Source organism: Acidovorax sp. Root219 (assembly GCF_001428665.1).
Classification (GTDB): domain Bacteria; phylum Pseudomonadota; class Gammaproteobacteria; order Burkholderiales; family Burkholderiaceae_C; genus Acidovorax.
In genome coordinates this window covers 302,590-322,647 of the sequence record NZ_LMIJ01000010.1, presented here as the reverse complement: position 1 = coordinate 322,647, position 20,058 = coordinate 302,590, and the positions used below count along the sequence as shown (strand labels likewise).

Genomic DNA, 20,058 nt, shown 5'->3' with positions numbered 1-20,058 from the left:
ATGGCACGCTCCAGCCGCCGCAAGAAGAACCCGCGCGAGAGCGCCACCAAGGCGGCGCCCGTGCGGCGGAGCCCTGGAGTGAACTGGCCGCCGGCCTTGCGGGCCCAATGGGATGCCCTCGCGCCCGAGCGGCGGTTCTTGGGTTCCTGCGGCCAGGCCCTGGTCGTGGGCACCATGCTGCTGCACGGACTGGGCGGGGTGGTCTATGGCCAGCTCACGGTGTTCATGTTCGAGGGCTTCGAGGACCTGCCCGGCTGGGTGGCTGTGTGTGGCGCGGCCAGCGTGTGGTGCCTGGCGGCAGGGTGGGCCGCCTACCTGGTGGCGCGCCACTGGCCTGCCATGGGGTCCGATCGTTGTGAACGCTGGCGGTTGCGGGCCTACGCGGCTACGGCCGTGCTGGCGGCTATCACCTTGCTGCTGTGGCTGCTGAGCGCGCCGGGCATGTGGGGCGCCCTGGGTGCCTGGCCCGGGCTTGCGCCGCAATCAGAGTGGCTGCTGGCCCCGCTGCCCTGGGCGTGGGAATGGGTGCTGCCCGCCGCACGCGATGACCTGCAGCTGTGGTGGCTGTGCGGGGCGGTGGTGGTGGGCGGCCTGTCGGCATGGTTGCTTTTCGTGGGCCGGCGGCCGCGTGCCGGGCTGGCCTGCATGGCCCTGGCGCTGATTGCCATCGGCCTGTGGGCGCTGGGCGGCGCGGCCTACCACTATGTGGCAAGCCGGGGGCTCGCCGGGGTCGTCGAGGAGGTGGCAGCGCTGAACCTGCAGTCCCACCCGGGCCAACGCAATGCCGATACCTTCCTGCAGCTGCTGTGCGCCTGGTTCCTGCTCGCCCTGGGGGGCCTGCTCATGGCTGGGGCGTTGCATACCCCGCTGGCGGAGCTGCTGCGTTCGCGGCAGAAACTTCGCCCATGACCGGAGTGCGGCGCTGGCTGCGGGCACCGTCCAGCATGCCCGCCACGATCAGCACTTGCGCGATGTAGTAGGTGGCCAGCACCCACAACTGCGCCAGCGGCAGCGGCTGCACAAAGCGGTTGGTGGCCAGCGTGGCATCGCTGAGCATGAAGAAACCGGCCCCGATGGCCACCAGCCAGGCGCCGCGCCCGCCCAGCACCGCAGCGCGGCCAATCGCCTGGGCCGCCATGAGTGCGATCACCAGCACATAGGCCGCCACCGGCCCGCGCAGGGCGGCCGGCAGCCCGCCCTGCCACAGGAAGGCATACATGCCCACGCCGACGGCCAGCGTGGCCAGCAGCGCGCCGCGCCGGGCAAACCACGGCACGCCGATGCGAAACAGTGCGATGAAGCACAGGTGGGCCAGCAGAAAGCTCACCAGGCCGGGGATGAAGAAGCCGTTGAACATCAGGAACACATCGCCCGCGAGCGAGCCGGCCAGCGCCGCCATCAGCCAGCGGCCCTGGCGCGTGCCGAGGCGGGACTCCGGTGCCGCCGCACGCAGATGCCCCGCGACCACCGCCATGGCGATCACCATGGTCAGCGGCTTGAAGAGCCAGTGCCACTCCTGCAGACCGAGCGCGCTGGTCGCCGTGGCCAGCGCCGCCGACTCGATCAAGAGCGCCATGCCCATGCCGATGCGCCCCTGCACCGCCGCGCCCAGCGCCCACTGCGCGGCCAGCAGCGTGGTGAACCAGATGGCGTTGTGGGCCAGCGGCGCGGCATCGGCCTGCCACAGAAAGGCCGCCACCCCGGCCAGCATCAGCGCAAACTGCACGCCGGCAAACCACTGCAGCGCGCGCGACATGGGCGGGTGGTACAGCGGCATCCGGGCAATGTCGAAGGCCGGCTTGGGAAAGCGCTCGGCCACGTCGGCCGGCCGCCAGCCCGGGGGCTTGATCCAGACCCGTAGCTTGTCTGCCCAATTGCGTGCATGCCAGCTGTCGTGCGCCAGGCCGGCATACACCTGGGCATTGGCCCACAGCGGGTCCCAACTGTTGAGCAAGCCACGCGTGCCGTAGACGCACTTTTCCTGGTCGTCCTCGTCCTTGAAGGTGCCGAACATCCGGTCCCACAGGATCAGGATGCCGCCGTAGTTCTTGTCCAGGTAGACGTCATTCACCGCGTGGTGCACGCGGTGGTTGCTGGGGCTGCAGAACCAGCGGTCGAACCAGCCCAGGCGCCCCACTTGCTCGGTGTGCACCCAGAACTGGTAGAGCAGGTCCACCAGCGCCACGATGGCGAACACCAGCGGCGGCACGCCGGCCAGCGCCATGGGCACGTAGAACACCCAGCCCAGCAGTGCGCCGGAGCTGGTCTGGCGCAGCGCGGTCGAGAGGTTGTAGTCCTGGCTCTGGTGGTGCACCGCGTGCGCGGCCCAGAGCACGGCCGATTCGTGGCCCATGCGGTGCAGCCAGTAGTAGCAAAAATCGTAGAACACCAGCGCCAGCAGCCAGCCCGGCACGCTGAGCCAGAAGGCGTCATTGCGCCACAGCGCCAAGTGCTCGAACACGGCGGTGTAGATGCCCACGCGCAAGAGCCGGGTGAACACCGCGCTGGTCTGGCTCAGCATCCCGAGGCTGATGCTGCTGATGGCATCGGCCATGCGGTAGGTCACGCGCTGGCGCTTGTAGCCCACCGCCAGTTCGATGGCGATCAGCAAAAAGAAGACGGGTGTGGCAAGGACGATGATCTGGCTGGGGCTCATTGGGGCGAATGCAGTGTTTCGCCGATTCTTGCCCCAATCAGGTCAGCGCGCCTCTGGCATCAACCCTGATGATGCGCTCCACCGTGCCCAGCGCCAGCCCGCCGCGCACGCCGATCAGGTGGTCGTGCAGGTTCACCGTGGGGTCGCAGTGGCCGGGAATCAGCCACAGCATGCGGCCCAGGGCGGGCAGCCGGGCCTTGGGGCTCTCGGTGTACAGCAGGCCGTGTTCATCGCCGCCATTGCCGTAGCGCAGCGCGCGCTCGGGCGGCAGCATGGCCACCAGGGGCAGGCCCGAGTCGATGGCATGGCTCTTGTGGCCGGCATCGCACACTGCATGGGTGTCGCGCACGGAGATCACCTGCGTCTTGATGAACAGGGAGTGCTCGAACGTGGGTTGCGCCGGCTCGCGCTCGTTGCGCGCGTAGTCGGCATCCATGAACAGAAAGGAGCCGGCCTGCAGCTCGCCGTAGACGCCGCTGGCCGCTTCGTGCACCAGGGTGCCCGTGCCTGAACCCGTGATCAGGGGCACCGGAATGCCTGCGGCCTCGATGCAGTGGCGGGTGTAGGCCGCTGCGCGCACCACGCCAGCAATGGTCTCGCGCCGCTCGGCCGTGCCCGTCAGGTGCTGGGCGCGGCCGTGGTAGGCCTGCAGCCCGGCAAAGCGCAGGCGCTGGGCGTGGCGCACGATGGCCTGGGCCAGCGGCACCGCATCTTCGCCCGGGGGCACGCCGCAGCGGCCCTGGCCCACGTCGATCTCCACGAACACGTCGATGCCGGCATCGCTGCCGGCCAGCGCCATGGCCTCGGCCAGGCGTTCGATGCCTTCGGGGTGGTCCACCGCCAGCGCCAGGCGCCCGCCGCGCGCGGCCAACTGAGCCGCCAGCCGCGCCACGCGCAGCAGCTTGGGGCCGGCCACGACCTGGTTGCTGATGTAGATGTCGGTCACGCCGCCGGCGGCCAGGGCCTCGGCCTCGGCCACCTTCTGCACGCACACGCCCTGGGCGCCGGCCTGCTGCATCAGGAGTGCCAGCTCGGCGCTCTTGTGCAGCTTGGCATGGGGGCGCCAGCGCACCCGGTGCTTGCGGGCGAAGTCGGCCATGCGCTGGATGTTGCGTTCCATGGCATCGAGGTCCACCACCAGCGCGGGCGTGTCGATCAGGTCCACCCGCGCGCCGATGCTGGCGCGCAGGGCTTCAGGTAAGGGTTTCATCGCGGGCCGCGTTGTCCAGGTGTTGGGTATCGGCCCAGCCGACCAGCGTGAGGCCGTCGGGTGTCCACAGCAGGCGGTTGATGGCCGCGTTGGACAGCTGCCAGGTGCGCGGTGCCTGGATCTCCTGGCGCGTGGCCATGCGGTACAGCACGTCGAGCACGCCGCCGTGGGCCACCATCAGCACCTGCTCGCCGGGGTGCTTTTCGGCCAGCGCGAACACCGTGCGTTCGATGCGCTCACGCAGCATGACCAGCGATTCGCCGCCCTCGGGCACGTACTCGGGGTCACGCTTGCGCCAGCGCCGCGCGTCCTCGGGCATCTCGGCCTCGATCTCGGCAAAGGTGCGTCCCTGGAAATGGCCGAAGCTGCGCTCGCGCAGGCCGGTTTCGGGCGTGATGGGTGCGCCCGTGGCATCGGCCACGGCCTGGGCCGTGGCATAGGCGCGTTGCAGGTCGCTGGCGTAGATGGCGTCGATGGGCTCGTCGGCCAGCGCCTGCGCCAACTGCTGCGCCTGCCACTGGCCGGTCTCGTTCAGGGGAATGTCCAGGTGGCCCTGGATGCGGGTGTCTACGTTCCAGGCGGTTTCGCCATGGCGTACGGCAATGATTCGGGTGGCTTGCATTCAGGTGGGATCAGGGTGGGGGCGCGAAGGGAATGCGCACCTGGCGTGGGCCGCCGGAGGGCTTGGGGAAGCCGGTAAGTGCCGCATCGAACAGGATGCCGAACACGGCGGGGTCGGCCACCCACACGTCCTCGTGCACGGCCGAGGTTTCGTAGACGCTGGCCTGCGTGGCCGCATCGCGCATCACTAGGCTCACCGCGCGGCGGTGCAGTGGTGTGGGCTCGCCCATGCGCCACAGACCGCCCCCGCCCCAACCACCATGCCAGCTGCGGCCATACCAGCCGCCGTAGGCGCGGTAAGGGCCGTAGAAACCATGGGGGCCATAGGGCCAGTAGGGGTCATAGCGCGGCACCGTGCCGGCCTGTACGCCGATCTGCACCAGCAGCTTCGGCGCGGCATCGTCGCGCTGCAGGCCAATGCGGCCCAGCGACTGCTCGGCCAGCGCGGCAATGGCGTCGAACGCCGGGGTCTGCTGCGAGGGCAGGCGGTCGATGCGGTAGGTCGCCGGGCTGGGCACGGCGGCCAGGGTGGAGAAGCTCTGCACCTGGCCTTCCACCACGCGGGTGGTGCTGCAGCCGGCCAGGGTGGCCACTGCTGCGCACAGCAGCAGGGCGGGAATCCAGCGACGGGTCATGGTTGTCTCCAGGGATGGGGTCAATCCACCTTGGAGTGTGCTCCTGCCGCCGAGGTTCACGACAGCTGCACCACCTGCACACCTGGTAACGACGGGCTTGGGGCTGAAAACTCTTCCTTGTCGAAGGCCTTGTCGCCGTCTTCGCTGGCCACGCCGGTGGCGCGCGCGTTCTTGAAATCGTACTGGCTGCCGTCCAGCAGGTGCGATGGCACCACGTTCTGCAGCGCGTTGAACATGTTCTCCACGCGGCCGGGGAATTTCTTCTCCCACTCGCGCAGCATCTCGCCCACCTGCTTGCGCTGCAGGTTCTCCTGGCTGCCGCACAGGTTGCAGGGGATGATGGGGAAATTGCGCTGCGCGGCCCAGCGCGTGGTGTCCTTCTCGGTCACGTAGGCCAGCGGGCGGATCACCACGTGGCGGCCATCGTCGCTGACCAGCTTCGGGGGCATGCTCTTCATCTTTCCGCCGAAGAACATGTTGAGCAGCAGCGTCTGCAAAATGTCGTCGCGGTGGTGGCCCAGCGCGATCTTGGTGCAGCCCAGCTCGTCGGCCACGCGGTACAGGATGCCCCGGCGCAGACGGCTGCACAGGCTGCAGGTGGTCTTGCCCTCGGGGATCAGGCGCTTGACGATGCTGTAGGTGTCTTCGTTCTCGATGTGGAAGGGCACGCCTGTGCTGGCCAGGTACTCGGGCAGCACATGCTCGGGAAAGCCGGGCTGCTTCTGGTCCAGGTTCACGGCCACCAGGTCGAAATGGATGGGCGCGCGCGCCTTGAGCTTCTGCAGAATGTCCAGCAGGGCATAGCTGTCCTTGCCGCCGGACATGCAGACCATGACCTTGTCGCCCTCTTCGATCATGTTGAAGTCGACGATGGCCTTGCCGACCTCGCGGCACAGGCGCTTTTCGAGCTTGTGCGCCTCGCGTTCGATCTTCAGGCGCGCAGTGCCCGATGCAGCCGCGGCCGCATCGGCGCCGGTGTCTGCCACTTCGGGGGGCTCGGCGGTCCAGCCGGCCCGTTGGGTTTCGTTCATCACTGCGCTCATGGAAGGGGCTCTGGGGTCTGGTGAAAGCGGGGCCCACCGGGCGCCCGGACAGGGTGCGCTCGCGCTGGGGCCAAAAAGACGGAGATATCCCCCAATTGTCGGTGAAACCGCCCGCCCATGGACTGGAGCGGGCTCTCCAGTGGGGGCGATGCCCGCCCAAAGTGCTATTTTTCCGTTTCTGGGGGCTCGCCGCCAGGGGCCGCAACGGCTTGCTGCAGGGGGGCGGCCCGCTCTGCAGCCCACAGCCGCATGTCGCGCTTGCCCTTGGCATTGGCCCGGCGCCAGGCCTCGCGTGCCAGCGCCAGGAAGCGCTCCTCGGCGGGGTCGGGGTGCTGCGTGGCGTGCTCGGCGTCGAGCCAGCCGACGTCCACGCGCGCATGGCGCTCAATCTGGCGCGCCAGCGTGTCGCCGATGGGGCGCGAGCTTTTGATCTGGCTCCACATGCTGGGCGATATCTCCAGCGAGGCGGCAAAGGCCTGGTCCAGCCCCTTGGCCGGCTTGCCGGCAGCGATCTCTTTTTCGAGGAACAGGCGGTGCAGCGCCAGCACGTTGGTGCGGCGGATGACGGTGAGGGGAGGCGGAGTCACAGAAGAAAAACAACAAACGCAGAAAAAAGATTGTGCAGGGTGTTGACGGGTAAGTAAAGACTATTTACAGTCCATTTTCATCAGGACTGCCTGTCCTCCCTGAATTCACCACCGAACCGACCTACCGCCGAAAGACCACCGTGAACGCCTGCCGCACCGCCATCCTCCACCGCTCCCGCCAGGGTGCCGTGGCCGTGCGCGGGGCGTTGATTGCGCGCACGTTGTCGTCCATGCCATCCCATGCAAAGCGACTGCCATCGCAGCAGCGCACAGCGTATTTGCAGGGCAATGGCAGCCAGCCGCAGTGGCTGGGCAATGGTTTCGAGGATACCGCTCCACCACCGGGCGGAGGTTGCAGCGCAGGGCGGTAGCCCACAGGCGCTCTCCCTCCCGATCTCTTGATCAAGAGGCCCGGCAACCAGGTGGTTCCGGGCCTTTTTCATTGCCGGCTGTTTTTCTCAATTCCCCTTCTTTTCCCGCAGCGCCAGCCGCTGCCCCCGCAGGCATCGACCCGCCGGGGACCTCGGTTCTTTAACAGTTTGCTGCAGGCGGCTTGGCTCCACGGGAGCAATGGCCGGCCTGCTTATCGAAATCAGAGGGAAGGGGCGCACCGCGCCCCACCCAACCCCTCTCCATTTCGGGTGTGCCTTTGCTTTTCACCGCCGGAACCGGCCGCATGCGCGGCCCGGCGGGATGTGCTGGGATTGATCACCCAGTGCAGCGACGTGCATGCGCGGTTTCATCGGAACCGCGGTCGCGTGAAGACACAACCGAAATGGAGATGCGCTCCGGCAGGAGTGCCCGATATTTCGCTTTTTTTTGCTTTCTACGCGTGTAGCTCAACTGGCAGAGCACCGGCCTCCAAATCCGACGCTTGAGGGTTCGACTCCTTACGCGCGTGCCAATCTTTTTCCTGGCCATGGCCAGGCATGCCGTAGCAGCCCTGTCGGATTGGGGCGCCTGGTCTTCGTGCCGGGGATTGCAGGTTCGACTCCTGTCTGCGGCTCCTTCCCTTTTCCCCCTTTTCCCTTTTGTTGACCGGTCGCCAAGTGGTAAGGCAGCGGATTTTGATTCCGCCATTCGGAGGTTCGATCCCTCCCCGGTCTGCCCAATTTTTCAACCCACCCACCTCGTCCATTTATCCAATCACCCTTCAGGAGACCACTGTGGCCATTCAGCAATCCTTCTTTCTTGGCGCCCAGCGGCGCCGTTCCGGCTTCGCCGGCTGGCTGGCCCGCCTGGTATCCGTGCGCGCCCGCCTGCCCCGTACGGCCGTCCGCGCTGCTCCTGCCGCCCGCAGGCTTGAGCACTTGGACCTCGACCAGCGCGTGCGCGAGGTCGGCGAGTGGTAGCGGCGTGTGCGTTCGTGCGCCCGCTGCCAGCCTCACCGCATCCACCAGGGCCTCCATCGATTGCCGATGGATGCCCGCTTTTGCCATTGACTGACTGTTGTTGAAACGGGGCGTGCGCTTGGCTGGGCGGCTGCGCCCTCCATTGCCAAGCAAGAAAGGACGCCCCATGCCCCGCACCGAACCCGAAACCCTCTACCGAAAGCGCCTGGCACCCACGCCCACGCCCCGCGTGCTGCAGTTGGATCTGCACGGCACGCCCCAATCCTGGATGCCGCTGGAGCAAGCCGCCGTGCACTACGCCAGCGGTGCCGTCGCCTGGGATGCCGGCCTCGATGCCCTGGCCACATTGCGTGGCGGGCACAACGCAGCGACCGGCCGGCAGTCTGTGCTTCAGATCGCGCCCATCATCGCCCTGCGCGGTGTGTCCCGGATCAACCTCTTTGACGTGGTGCCTGGGCTCACCAAGCGCCGTCTGCTGCGCCGTGACCGCCACACCTGTGCCTACTGCGGCGGCGTCTTCGGCGAAGAGCTGCTGCAGTGCGAGCACATCGTGCCGCAGTCGCGCGGTGGTGCCACCTCGTGGACCAACCTCGTGGCGGCCTGCGCCGGTTGCAACGGCTACAAGGCCGACCGCCTGCCCGAGGAGGCCGGCATGCGCCTCTTGTACCTGCCCTACGTGCCCAGCCGCTACGAGTCCTTCCTGCTGGACGGGCGCAACGTGCGCGCGGATGTGCACGAGTGGCTGGCCAAGAGGCTGCCCAAGGGCTCCAGGCTTCATTGAGAACGCCTGGGGTTTGCAAACCGAATGTGAAAGGGCCGTGGTCAGTGACCACGGCCCTTTTTTCTTCCCCGGTTTTCAGCGGTGGCAGGCGCTCACCACTGCCCGGTTTCGATGCGGATCGCCACTTCGCAGTCGTCGAAGATCTCCAGCTTGGCGATCTTGACGCGCACGCCCAGCACGCCGGGCAATTGCATCAGCCGGTTGGCGAGCTTGCCGATCAGGCTTTCGAGCAGGTTCACGTGCTCGGCGCGGCACTCGTCGATGATGATCTGGCGCACTTTGCGGTAGTCCAGCACGTGCAGGATGTCGTCGTCGCGCGGCGACAGCGGCTGGGCGCCCAGGCTCAGTTCGGCGTCCACCTGGATGGGCTGGGGGTCGGTCTTCTCGTGCGAGAGGATGCCCAGGTTGGCGTCGAAGCGCAAACCGCTGAGCGTGAGGATCTGGGTGCCTGTGGCGTGGGTGGTCGTCATGGTGTTTCCTGTGTGAGCGGGTGGGTGCTCACATCAACGAGAAATCGCGCTCGAATTTCATCAGGTGCTGGCCGCCGTCCACCATCAGCGTGGTGCCGGTGATGGAGCGGTTCTCCAGCGCAAAGCGCACGGTGGCGGCCACGTCCTCGGGGGTGGAAGAGCGGCCCAGCGGGCTCAGGGCGTGCAACTGGGAGAATTTCTCGTCGCTGAGCATGTGGCTCGTGAGCGTGAGGCCCGGGGCCACGCCCACCACCCGCACCCGTGGCGCCAGCGCCAGCGCCAGCATGGTGCCGGCGGCTTCCAGCGCCGCCTTGGACAGCGTGTAGCTCATGAAGTCGGGGTTCTGGTTCCACAGCTTCTGGTCGAGCAGGTTGACCACGGCGCCCTGCGCATCGGCATCGCCGGCCGCCGCGCGGGCCTGCAGGTGCTCGTGCAGGGCCTGGGCCAGCAGCACCGGGGCGCCTGCATTGCTGCGAAGATGCTTCTCCAGGCTGGCAAAGCCCAGCGTGGCGGCGTTGTCGTGCTCGAACAGCGAGGCGTTGTTGACCACGGCATCGAGCGCGCCGAAGCGCTCGACCACGCTCGGCACCAAGGCGCGCACGGCGGCCTCATCATCGAAGTCGCCATCGAAATGCGCGCTCTGGCCCGAGGACAGGCGTGCGCACTCGGCCGCCGTGTCGATCGCCTCCTGCTCGGAGCTGCGGTAGTGCACGGCCACCTGCCAGCCGCCGGCCGCCAGCGCCAGCGCAATGCTGCGGCCCAGGCGCCTGGCGGCGCCGGTGACGAGCACGGTACGTGGGCGGGGTGAAGAAGGCATGAGGGACAATGCGGGCCGTGAAGAAAACACCCGACAGTTTAACGACCGCCCTCACGGCGCACATTGCCGATGCCATTGCCGCCGCTGGCGGCTGGATCGGCTTCGACCAATTCATGGCGCTGGCCCTCTACACGCCCGGCCTCGGCTACTACGCCAACGACTCCGCCAAGTTCGGCCTGCTGCCCGAATCAGGCAGCGACTTCGTGACCGCGCCCGAGCTCACGCCCCTGTTCGGTCAGACCCTGGCCGTGCAGGTGGGCGAGGCCTTCGAGCGCACCGGCACCAGCCAGGTCTGGGAGTTCGGGGCCGGCTCGGGTGCGCTGGCGCTGCAGCTGCTTGATGCCCTTGGCGAGCGGGTGCAGCGCTACACCATCGTCGATCTTTCGGGCAGCCTGCGTGCGCGCCAGCAGACCTTGCTGGCAGCACACGCGCACAAGGTGCAGTGGGTCGATGCGCTGCCCGACCGCTTTGAGGGCGTGGTGGTGGGCAACGAGGTGCTTGACGCCATGCCCGTCAAGCTTCTGGCCCGCCATGGCGGCCAGCATGGGGGCGTGTGGCACGAGCGCGGCGTGGCGCTGCACGACGGCGCCTTCACCTGGGCCGACCAGGCCACCGACCTGCGCCCGCCGGTGGAGGTGGAGGGCCCGCAGGACTACCTGACCGAGATCCACCCCCAGGGCGAGGGATTCATCCGCATGCTGGCCGACCGCCTGCAGCGCGGCGCGGCCTTCCTGCTGGACTATGGTTTTGGCGAGAGTGAGTACTACCACCCGCAGCGCCACATGGGCACCGTGATGTGCCACCAGGGCCATCTGTCCGACAGCGACCCGCTGGTGGAGGTCGGCCGCAAGGACATCACCGCCCACGTCAACTTCACCGCCATGGCGCTGGCCGCGCAGGAGGCCGGCCTGCAGGTGCTGGGCTACACCACGCAGGCGCACTTCCTCATCAACTGCGGGCTGGCCCAGCGCATGGTGGAGTTGCCCCCGCTGGAGCGCGCCACCGCCGCCAAGCTCATCATGGAGCATGAGATGGGCGAGCTGTTCAAGGTCATCGCCCTGGGTGCTGGCGAGGCCTGGGAGCCTGTGGGCTTCTCACACGGGGACCGTTCACACCGTCTCTGAGAAGGCGGCTCAGTTCAGGCGCGCACCACTTGTGGCATCGAACAGATGCGCCTGCGCCGCCACGGGCCGCAGCCACAGCGCATCGCCTGGCCGCACGTCGATGCGGTCGCGGAAGGCCGCCAGGATGTCGTGCCCGCCTTCCAGCCGCACGGCGACCTGCGTCTCCGATCCCGTAGGCTCCACCACCCTGACCTGGGCGGGAAGTCCATCGCCACGGGCCTCCAGTGCGAAATGCTCGGGGCGCGCGCCGTAGAGCACGCTGTCGCCGTGGCGTCCCTGGGGGGCCTGGGCCAGCGGCAGGTGCAGGCCATCGTCGGTCACCACACGTGCCATGCCGTCCAGGTGCAGCCGGCCGGGGATGAAGTTCATCGCCGGAGAGCCGATGAAACCCGCCACGAAGGCATTGGCGGGCCGGTCGTACAGCTCCAGTGGCGCACCCACCTGCTCCACCACCCCGTCCTTGAGCACCACGATGCGGTCGGCCAGCGTCATGGCCTCCACCTGGTCGTGCGTGACGTAGACGGTGGTGGTGCCCAGGCGCTGGTGCAGCGCCTTGATCTCGGTGCGTACCTGCGCGCGCAGCTTGGCGTCGAGGTTGGACAGCGGCTCGTCGAACAAAAAGGCATCGGGCTGGCGCACGATGGCGCGGCCCATGGCCACGCGCTGGCGCTGCCCGCCCGAGAGCTGGCGCGGCGTGCGGTCCAGCAGTTTTTCAAGGCCCAGGATGGCCGCCACTTCATCCACCCGGCGCTGAATCTGGGCCTTGTCCTCGCCCTGCAGCTTGAGCGAGAAGCCCAGATTCTGCGCCACCGTCATGTGTGGGTAGAGCGCGTAGTTCTGGAACACCATGGCGATGTTGCGGTCCTTGGGCGCCACGTCGTTGATCAGGCGCCCGCCCAGGCGGATCTCGCCGCTGCTGATGGCTTCGAGCCCCGCGATGGCGCGCAGCAGCGTGGACTTGCCGCAGCCCGAGGGGCCGACCAGGGCGACGAATTCGCCGTCCTGGATGGCTATGTCCACACCGTGGATCACCGGCGTGGCGCCGTAGTGCTTGACGATCTGGTGAAGGGATAGTGCTGCCATGTCAGTCAGTCTTTCACGCCGCCGGCCGTGAGGCCGCGGACGAGGTAGGTGCGCACCAGCACCGTGAAGATCACCACCGGAAACATCACCAGCGTGCCGCTGGCGGCGATCTTGGTCCACTCCCAGCCTTCGTACTGCAGGAAGTTGACGATGGCCACGGGTGCGGTGATGGCGTTGGTGCGCGTGAGGATGAGGGCGTAGAAGAAATCGTTCCACGAGAAGATGAAGCACAGCACGGCCGTGGCCGCCAACCCGGGCGACGCCAGCGGCAGCGTGATGCGCCAGAACGCCTGCCATACGCCGCAGCCGTCGATGTAGGCCGCCTCTTCGAGGGCCGTGGGCACGGCCTCGAAGAAGGTCTGCATGAGCCAGATCACGATGGCCAGGTTGAACGTGAGGTAGACGATGGCCAGGCCGGCAATCGTGTCCTGCAGGCCCAGCCAGCGGTAGGCCAGGAAGAACGGGATGGTGAAGGCGATCGGCGGCGCCATGCGTGTCACCAGGATCCACAGCGCCACATGGCGCCGCCCCCTGAACTGCCAGCGCGTGAGTGCATAGGCCGCCGGCACCCCGATCAGCAGCGACAGCGCGGTGGACAGGGTGCTCACCGCCAGGCTGTTCCAGAACGACTTGAGGAAATTGCCCTGCAGCAGGCTGCGAAAGCCTTCCAGCGTGGGCACGAAGAGCAGGCTGTCCTCGAAGATCTCCGCTCCGGGCTTGAAGGCCAGCTGCACCAGCCACAGGAAGGGAAACATCACCACCAGCAGCAAGGCGATGGCCACCAGGCCCCGGGCATGGCGGCGCAGCCAGCCGGCGCGGCGCGCACTAGGTACGGGCAGTGCAGCGGCGGGCGCGTTGAGCGATGCCGGCAGGGTCAGGGTGGCGTCAGCGCTTGTCATGGTCGTTCCATCCGAGTCGGCCCACCAGCCAACTGAGCGCGAACACGCCCGCCAGCATCACCATCGCAATGGCGCTGGCATAGCCCCAGTAGGAGAAATTGAAGGCCTGGATGAAGCCGTAGTAGTTGGTCACTTCGGTCACCGTGCCCGGGCCGCCGTCGGTGAGCACGTAGATCAGCGGAAAGGCCTTGAAGCTGTCGATCAGCCTGAACAGCCCACACACCACCAGCACCGGCCGGATGTAGGGAAAGACGATGTAGCGGAACAGCTGCCAGCGGTTGGCACCGTCCAGGCTGGCAGCTTCCAGCGGGTCGTCGGGCACCATCTGCAGCGTGGCCAGCACCATCAGCATGGTGAAGGGAAACCACTGCCAGGTGTCGGCGATGGAAACAGCCCACAAGGCGGTATCGGGGTTGGCGATGAGCGAGCGCACCGGCAGGCCCACGGCCTCCAGCGCGCGGTGCAGCGGGCTCACGTCGGGCGTGTACATGATCTTCCAGATCAGCGCCACCACAATGGGCGGCAGCACCATGGGGATCAGGAACACCGTGCGCGTGGCGCCCAGCAACTTCGAGCGCCCGTTGAGCAGCAGTGCCAAACCCAGGCCCACCGCCAGCTGCAGCGCCACGCTGGATGCCGACAGCTTGAGCTGCGTGGCGATGGAGCGCAAAAAGCGCTCGTCCTCCAGCAAGTGGCGGTAGTTGACCAGCGGGTCCTTGAAGTGGAAGGTGGCGGCCGCGTCGGTCAGGCTCAGCGGCGTGAAGCTGGCCACCAGCAGTGCCAGTGCGGGCACCAGCGTGATGACCAGCAGCACCGCCAGCGAGGGCAGCAGGCCCCAGAGGAAGGCGCGCCTGCGCGCAGCCTCCCAGCCCAGGCCCGATTGCGCGGTCAGGGTGCTCACGGCAGGCCCGTCACAGGTTCTGCCCTGCGCGCTTGAGCTCGGTGATCGACTGCGCCTGGGCCTGCTGCAGCGCCTGCTTGGCGCTCGCCTGGCCCGAGGCGATCAGGGCGATCGCCTTGTTGAGTTGCTGGTCCACCTGTGGGTAGACCGACACCGTGCGGTACTTCATGTGCCCGGTCTTGGAGGCCAGCTCGATCGAGTCCAGTGCCAGCTGGGCCAGGTCGTTGCCATTGATGACCTGCTTGGAACGGAACTCCTTGGAGTCGATGTCCGAGCGGCGGGCCGGCGAGCCGTAGCCGGCTGCGACGGCCTTGCGCGTGGTCTGCTTGGACAGCGCCCACTGGATGAAGGCCCAGGCGGCTTCCTTGTTCTTCGAACCTGTCGGAATGCCCAGGCCATGCACGGCCGTGCCCGGGAAGCGCCCGGCAGGCCCCTTGGGCACCTGGCCGAACTTCAGCGTCTTGATGGTCTTGCTGGTGGCCGCATCGCCGAGCTGCGCCAGGTGCAACTGGCCCGCGTCGGTGAAGTTCACGCGGCCGAGCTTGAGCGCCTGGGTCACCTGGTCGGGCGTGTAGGTGATGGCACCGTCGGGTCCGAACTCGCGCAGCAGGCTGGCGTAGTACTCGGCTGCGGCAATCGCCTCGGGCGTGTCGAGCGTGGGGTACAGGTCGTCGGGTGCCTTGCGAAACACGTCGCCGCCAAAGGCATGCAGGTAGGGCACGAAGGTCCAGCCGTAGTGGCTGTCGGAGACGAAGCCCGCCACGCGCTCCTTTTTGTTCACGGCGCGCAGCACCTTCACCAGGTCGTCCGTGGTGTCGGGGTAGGCCAGGCCCGCCTGCTGCACCAGGTCGAAGCGCGACGATGCGGACAGCAGCGCCTCCGCCGTCCATGGAATGCCGTAGAGCTTGCCGTCCTTGCCGGTCTCGGGCGCACGGGCGCCGGGCAGGAAGTCGTTCACATCCCAGTCGGCGGGCGTGAGGTTGGGGTTCTTGATGAAGTCATCGAGTGGCGTGAGCCAGCCCGAGTTGATCCAGCGACTCGAGTAGATGAAGGTCACGTTGACCACGTCGTAGGCCGAGCCCTTGGTGGACAGCTCCAGGTCGGCACGCTGGTTGTAGACCGGGAACGAGGGCGCGTCGAAATTCACCTTGGCGCCCGTGAGCGCCTCGAACTCGGGCAGGTACTGCTGCAGCAGCTTGGGGTAGGCCGCGCTGAAGGTCGACACGTTCAGGGTCACGCCCTGGAACTTCTTGGCGCCGCTCTGGGCATGGGCAAAGCCGGGCAGCAGGGCGGTGGCGCCCAGGGCCGATGCGGCCTGGAGCAATTGGCGTCGTTGGGTCATGGCAATGGCTTCGTGGCGTCAGGCCGTGGTGGTGATGACGCTGTCGATCTGCGCGTCGTTGGTGGCTTCGGGGCGAGTGCGGGTGCGGCTCCTGCGGCCGTCCACGGCCACGGCCGGCTCGCCGTGCACGGTGACCCGGCGCACCAGTCGCGCCTGGTTGCCGTAATCGTTGATGGCGAAATGCTGCGTGGCGCGGTTGTCCCAGATCGCCACGTCGTCCTGCTGCCATTGCCAACGCACCGTGTTCTCCAGGCGGACCACGCGGTTCTGCAGAATCTCGAAGATGCGCGCCGATTCAGTGCTCGAAAACCCTGCGATCTTCTTGACGAAGTGCCCCAGCAGCAGAGCGCGCTCGCCCGACACCGGGTGCACGTGCACCACGGGGTGCTCGGCCTCGTACACGGCCGACACGAAGACCTTGCGGTGGTGGTTCAGGCGCTCCTCCTCGACCACCACGCGCTCGGCGCCGTAGTCGTAGTCGTTGCTGTGCACGGCCCACAGGCCGTCGGCCAGGCGCTTGAGGTCGTCGGGCAGGCGGGCATAGGCGGCGGCCGTGTTGGCCCACACTGTGTCGCCACCATAGGCCGGGATCGTCACGCCGCGCAGGATGCCGTACTTGGGGAAGGCATCGAGAAAAGTCACGTCGGTGTGCCACGAGTCGGCCCGCCCGCCACCCTTGGAGGCGTCGAGCTCGAAGATGCGCGTGCCCGTGGGCGAGGGTACCGTGGGGTGGGCCACGGTCTTGCCCAAGCGAGCGCCAAAGGCCTGGTGGCTGGCGTCGTCCAGGTGCGCCTGGCCGCGAAAGAACAGCACCTTGTGGCGCACCAGCGCGGCCGTGAGGTCGGCGACGGTCGCGTCGTCCAGCTCGCCCGACAGCTTGAGGCCGAGGACTTCACCGCCCAGGGTGCCCGCTACGCGGCGGATGCGCAGGTTTCCGAAGGAGGTATCGATATTCGATGGGGACGGCGTTTCGCTCACGGGCAGGCTCCAACTGTGGGGGGAGCGCTGGATTCTGCGGATGCGGGCCGTGCCTGCGAAGCAAGGAAAACCGATATCCAAGCTACCGGAACAATCGGCAATATCGAAAGCGGCAAAAGTTGGAAGGCGCCTGCCTCAGCGCAAGGCCCCTGGGCGGGTCGTCAGTCCGTGGCAAGCGTGCCCTTTGCCGTCCCGGCCTGCAAGGTGACCGCATCGCTGCGGTCCTTGAGCCCGATGCCCGTCAGCCCCAGGCGCCTCGCCTCGGCGCACAGCCACCACAGGCGGGCCGCCGCAGCGGCTGGCGCCAGGCCCTCGGGGCGCACGTTGGAGATGCAGTTGCGCTCGGCATCGCTGCGGCCTGCTTGCGGGTGCCAGGTGAGGTAGATGCCCAGGCTGTCGGGCGAGCTCAGGCCCGGGCGTTCGCCGATCAGCACCGCCACCATGCGCGCACCCAGCAGCGCGCCCACCTCGTCGCCCAGCGCCACGCGCGCCTGTGTGGCGATCACCACCGGGCCGATGCGCCAGCCCGGCGGTGCCGTGCGCACGATGGCTTGTACCAGCGGCACGGCATTGCGCTCGGTGGCCAGGGCCGAAAGGCCGTCGGCCACCACCAGCAGCAGGTCGCAGCCTGCTTCTGGCGCGTCGCCATCCGCTTGGCCGCGCAGCCGCTGCGCATCGGCACCGCCCAGGCGCCGGCCCAGGTCGGGGCGCAGCAGGTAGGTGGCACGGTCGGGCGCGGCGCTGGCCACCCGCAGCGTGGTGCAGCCCAGCCCGGTGAGCTGTACCGCCAGCGCGTCGGCGTCGAGCGGCAGGTGCACGGCATCGCGCGCCTGGGCATGGGCCAGGCCGAAGTCGAGCAGTTCGCGCGTGGGGATGGCCGTGCCAGCGCGACCCAAGGCGAGCCGCGCGGCAGTGTGGGCGCGCAGGTCGCTCCAGGGGTCGGGCGGCGGGCCGGTGAAGGGCGTTGGGTCGCTCATGCCCGCATACCGATCTGCCGCAGCTGCGCGATGGCGGCCTGCTGTTGTGCGGCGGGCAGCAGCCGCCCCGCGCCGTCGGCCAGTTGCATGCGCTGCAGCCAGGCCTCGAACTCGGGTGCGCGCTGGAGGCCCAGCACCTCGCGCAGGTACAGCGCGTCGTGGAACGAGGTGCTCTGGTAGTTGAGCATGATGTCGTCGGCGCCGGGTACGCCCATGATGAAGGTCAGGCCCGCCACGCCGAGCAGCGTCATCAGCGTGTCCATGTCGTCCGAATCGGCCTCGGCATGGTTGGTGTAGCAGACGTCGCAGCCCAGCGGCACCCCGAGCAGCTTGCCGCAGAAATGGTCTTCCAGGCCGGCGCGGATGATCTGCTTGCCGTCGTACAGGTACTCCGGCCCGATGAAGCCGACCACCGTGTTGGTGAGAAGCGGCGAGAAAGCGCGCGCCACGCCGTAGGCCCGCGCCTCGCAGGTCTGCTGGTCCACGCCGTGGTGGGCGTTGGCCGACAGGGCGCTGCCCTGGCCGGTCTCGAAATACATCACGTTGTCGCCCAGCGTGCCGCGCTTGAGGGACAGGGCCGCCTCGCGTGCCTCGCGCAGCAGCGCCAAGTTGATGCCGAAGCCGGCATTGGCCTTTTCAGTGCCGGCGATGGACTGGAACACCAGGTCCACCGGCGCGCCCTGCTCGATCATCTGCACGGTGTTGGTCACGTGGGTCAGCACGCACGATTGCGTGGGGATCTGCAGCCTGGTGATGACTTCGTCCAGCATATGCACCAGGCCGGTGAGGGCGGAGATGCTGTCCGTGGCGGGGTTGATGCCGATCACCGCGTCCCCCGCACCGTAGAGCAAGCCGTCCACCATCGACGCCGCGATGCCGCGCAAGTCGTCGGTCGGGTGGTTGGGCTGCAGGCGCACGGCCAGGTGGCCCGGCAGGCCGATGGTGTTGCGAAAGCGTGTGACCACCCGGCAGTTGCGCGCAACGGCCACCAGGTCCTGGTTGCGCATGAGCTTGCTCACGGCGGCCGCCATTTCGGGGGTGAGGCCAGGGGCCACGGCGACAAGCGCTGCCGTGTCGGCCGCCAGCAGCCACTCGCGCAGCCCGCCCACGGTGAGGTGGGCAATGGGGGCAAAGGCCGCAGCATGGTGTGTGTCGATGATCAGGCGGGTGACCTCGTCGCTTTCGTAGGGCACCAGCGTTTCGTTCAGGAAGCGTGTCAGCGGCAGATCCGCCAGGCACATGCGCGCGGCCATGCGCTCCACCGCCGAGCCGGCCGCGATGCCGGCCAGCGTGTCTCCGGATCGCGCAGGCGTGGCCTTGGCCATCACTTCGCGCAGATCGTCGAACAGCCAGCGGTGGCCATGGATGGTGTGGTGGTAGGTCGCCGACATCGGTAAGGAGGTGGATGGGCCGTGGGCAATGATGGCATGCCCTTGCAAGCGATGTGCCACCCGTGAAAAGTGAAAAACACGGTCTTAGCTGTTTTTGTTGTTAATAACTGAGAAAACATTCGTTCCCAGAATAAGCCGCGCAACCTAGAGTGAAGGCATCAGGGCACATGGCCCCAAAAGATTCCCACGAGGTCCCTATGTCGGCTGTTCTGTCACCTGCTTCCATTCCCCCGTCCGCACTAGCCTCTGGCGACGCACCGCCGCAAGGCCTGGTGATCCGCCCCGTGGCAGGCGCCGCCGGCCCGCTGGGCGCTGAGGTGCTGGGCCTGGACCTGTCGCGCCCGCTGGGCCATGAGGACTTCGCACGCATCCACCGCGCGCACCTCGACCACCACGTGCTGGTGTTCCGCGACCAGCGCATCACGCCGCAGCAGCATGTCGAGTTCAGCCGCCGCTTCGGGCCGCTGCAGATCCACGTGCTCAAGAATTTTCAGCTGGTGGGCCATCCCGAAATCCTGATCGTCTCCAACATCAAGGACGCCGCTGGCCAGCCCATCGGTCTGGGCGATGCAGGCCACTACTGGCACTCGGACCTGTCGTACAAGGACAAGCCCAGCCTGGGCTCGCTGCTGCACGCGCAGGAACTGCCGGGCGAAGGCGGCGACACCCTGTTCGCCGATCAGCACGCCGCCTACGACGCCCTGCCCGAGACGCTCAAGGCGCGTATCGCGCCGCTCAAGGCCGAGCACAGCTACCTGGCCAAGTACGAAGAGCTGCGCGCCCGCAGCCCCTGGCGTCCCCAACTCACCCAGGCGCAGATCGACGAGGTGGCGCCCTCCATCCACCCCGTCGTGCGCACCCACCCCGAGACCGGGCGCAAGGCACTGTTCGTGAGCGAGCACTTCACCACGCGCATCGTCGGCCTGCCCGAGGACGAGGGCCAGGCCCTGCTGGCCGAGTTGTTCGCCGCCAGCGTGCGCCCCGAGTTCACCTTGCGCCACCAGTGGCAGCCGCACGACATGGTGTTCTGGGACAACCGTTCGGTCACCCATCTGGCTGCCGGGACGCCCGATACCGAGCGCCGAAAGCTGTACCGCACCACCATCGAAGGCGACCTGCCTTTTTGATGGCGGGCGACTCAAAAAGCGTTTCAAAAAGCGTTTCTGGCGCCGTTGCTGCGTCTTGCCGTAC

The 20,058-nt window shown here is 67.7% G+C and carries 20 protein-coding genes and 2 tRNA genes; 7 read left to right on the top strand and 15 right to left on the bottom strand.

Annotated elements, in window-relative coordinates; translation table 11 throughout:
- Window positions 1-909 (top strand): hypothetical protein, encoded by a 909-nt coding sequence (locus ASE28_RS09825; protein WP_057266431.1) that lies wholly within the window; start codon window positions 1-3, stop codon window positions 907-909.
- On the opposite strand, the gene ASE28_RS09820 is transcribed toward ASE28_RS09825, so the two are convergent.
- The 6 genes from ASE28_RS09820 to ASE28_RS09795 form a co-directional block, all read right to left on the bottom strand.
- Complete coding sequence (locus ASE28_RS09820; protein WP_057266430.1) at window positions 842-2,656, bottom strand: lysoplasmalogenase family protein; 1,815 nt, start codon at window positions 2,654-2,656, stop codon at window positions 842-844. The genes ASE28_RS09825 and ASE28_RS09820 overlap by 68 nt on opposite strands.
- A gap of 37 nt (window positions 2,657-2,693) precedes the next feature.
- Window positions 2,694-3,866, bottom strand: a complete 1,173-nt coding sequence (locus ASE28_RS09815; RefSeq protein WP_057199958.1) for a DSD1 family PLP-dependent enzyme — start codon at window positions 3,864-3,866, stop codon at window positions 2,694-2,696.
- Window positions 3,850-4,488 (bottom strand): histidine phosphatase family protein, encoded by a 639-nt coding sequence (locus ASE28_RS09810; RefSeq protein WP_057199959.1) that lies wholly within the window; start codon window positions 4,486-4,488, stop codon window positions 3,850-3,852. The genes ASE28_RS09815 and ASE28_RS09810 overlap by 17 nt, the downstream gene beginning before the upstream one ends.
- Window positions 4,489-4,498: 10 nt before the next feature.
- Window positions 4,499-5,122 carry a DUF4136 domain-containing protein gene (locus ASE28_RS09805; RefSeq protein ID WP_057199960.1) on the bottom strand — a complete coding sequence of 208 codons (624 nt, stop codon included), beginning with the start codon at window positions 5,120-5,122 and terminating at the stop codon, window positions 4,499-4,501.
- Between the two features lie 56 nt (window positions 5,123-5,178).
- Entirely contained in the window at window positions 5,179-6,165 is a 987-nt protein-coding gene (gene ttcA, locus ASE28_RS09800; protein ID WP_235516084.1) for a tRNA 2-thiocytidine(32) synthetase TtcA, read from the bottom strand.
- Window positions 6,166-6,329: 164 nt separating this feature from the next.
- On the bottom strand, window positions 6,330-6,752 hold the full coding sequence (locus tag ASE28_RS09795) for a hypothetical protein (RefSeq protein ID WP_057266429.1): 423 nt from the start codon (window positions 6,750-6,752) through the stop codon (window positions 6,330-6,332).
- An 828-nt stretch (window positions 6,753-7,580) separates the two neighbouring features.
- Between ASE28_RS09795 and ASE28_RS09790 the strand changes: the two genes are divergently transcribed.
- From ASE28_RS09790 to ASE28_RS09770, 4 genes are all read left to right on the top strand, one after another.
- Window positions 7,581-7,656 (top strand) — tRNA-Trp (locus tag ASE28_RS09790).
- Window positions 7,657-7,788: 132 nt separating this feature from the next.
- Window positions 7,789-7,859: transfer RNA gene (locus ASE28_RS09780), tRNA-Gln, on the top strand.
- Between the two features lie 59 nt (window positions 7,860-7,918).
- Window positions 7,919-8,104, top strand: coding sequence for a hypothetical protein (locus tag ASE28_RS09775; RefSeq protein ID WP_057199962.1), 186 nt, complete (start codon window positions 7,919-7,921; stop codon window positions 8,102-8,104).
- Window positions 8,105-8,270: 166 nt separating this feature from the next.
- Window positions 8,271-8,885: an HNH endonuclease gene (locus tag ASE28_RS09770; RefSeq protein ID WP_057199963.1), complete on the top strand. Its 615-nt coding sequence runs from the start codon at window positions 8,271-8,273 to the stop codon at window positions 8,883-8,885.
- A 92-nt stretch (window positions 8,886-8,977) separates the two neighbouring features.
- Here the strand turns inward: ASE28_RS09770 and ASE28_RS09765 are convergent, their stop codons facing one another.
- A complete protein-coding gene (locus ASE28_RS09765) occupies window positions 8,978-9,355 on the bottom strand; it encodes a dihydroneopterin aldolase (protein ID WP_057266428.1) in 378 nt (125 codons plus the stop codon).
- Between the two features lie 28 nt (window positions 9,356-9,383).
- Window positions 9,384-10,172, bottom strand: coding sequence for an SDR family oxidoreductase (locus ASE28_RS09760; protein ID WP_057266427.1), 789 nt, complete (start codon window positions 10,170-10,172; stop codon window positions 9,384-9,386).
- 8 nt (window positions 10,173-10,180) lie between these two features.
- On the opposite strand from ASE28_RS09760, the gene ASE28_RS09755 reads away from it, so the two are divergent.
- The gene (locus ASE28_RS09755; protein WP_057266426.1) at window positions 10,181-11,296 is read left to right on the top strand and encodes a class I SAM-dependent methyltransferase; all 1,116 of its coding nucleotides are present in this window, start codon (window positions 10,181-10,183) and stop codon (window positions 11,294-11,296) included.
- A 9-nt stretch (window positions 11,297-11,305) separates the two neighbouring features.
- Here ASE28_RS09755 and ASE28_RS09750 read toward each other — a convergent pair whose 3' ends face one another.
- From ASE28_RS09750 to ASE28_RS09720, 7 genes are all read right to left on the bottom strand, one after another.
- Window positions 11,306-12,379, bottom strand: coding sequence for an ABC transporter ATP-binding protein (locus tag ASE28_RS09750; RefSeq protein ID WP_057266425.1), 1,074 nt, complete (start codon window positions 12,377-12,379; stop codon window positions 11,306-11,308).
- Window positions 12,380-12,384: 5 nt separating this feature from the next.
- Entirely contained in the window at window positions 12,385-13,278 is an 894-nt protein-coding gene (locus ASE28_RS09745; RefSeq protein ID WP_082608006.1) for a carbohydrate ABC transporter permease, read from the bottom strand.
- Window positions 13,265-14,179, bottom strand: a complete 915-nt coding sequence (locus ASE28_RS09740; RefSeq protein WP_057266424.1) for a carbohydrate ABC transporter permease — start codon at window positions 14,177-14,179, stop codon at window positions 13,265-13,267. Before ASE28_RS09740 ends, ASE28_RS09745 begins: the two co-directional genes overlap by 14 nt.
- A 10-nt stretch (window positions 14,180-14,189) precedes the next feature.
- Window positions 14,190-15,521, bottom strand: coding sequence for an ABC transporter substrate-binding protein (locus ASE28_RS09735; RefSeq protein ID WP_057266423.1), 1,332 nt, complete (start codon window positions 15,519-15,521; stop codon window positions 14,190-14,192).
- An 18-nt stretch (window positions 15,522-15,539) separates the two neighbouring features.
- A complete protein-coding gene (locus ASE28_RS09730) occupies window positions 15,540-16,499 on the bottom strand; it encodes a TauD/TfdA family dioxygenase (RefSeq protein ID WP_057266422.1) in 960 nt (319 codons plus the stop codon).
- A 161-nt stretch (window positions 16,500-16,660) separates the two neighbouring features.
- Window positions 16,661-17,476: an ethanolamine ammonia-lyase subunit EutC gene (gene eutC, locus ASE28_RS09725; RefSeq protein WP_057266421.1), complete on the bottom strand. Its 816-nt coding sequence runs from the start codon at window positions 17,474-17,476 to the stop codon at window positions 16,661-16,663.
- Entirely contained in the window at window positions 17,473-18,867 is a 1,395-nt protein-coding gene (locus tag ASE28_RS09720; RefSeq protein ID WP_057266420.1) for an ethanolamine ammonia-lyase subunit EutB, read from the bottom strand. The genes eutC and ASE28_RS09720 overlap by 4 nt, the downstream gene beginning before the upstream one ends.
- 197 nt (window positions 18,868-19,064) lie before the next feature.
- Between ASE28_RS09720 and ASE28_RS09715 the strand changes: the two genes are divergently transcribed.
- Complete coding sequence (locus tag ASE28_RS09715; protein ID WP_057266419.1) at window positions 19,065-19,994, top strand: TauD/TfdA family dioxygenase; 930 nt, start codon at window positions 19,065-19,067, stop codon at window positions 19,992-19,994.
- Window positions 19,995-20,058: the final 64 nt, after the last annotated feature.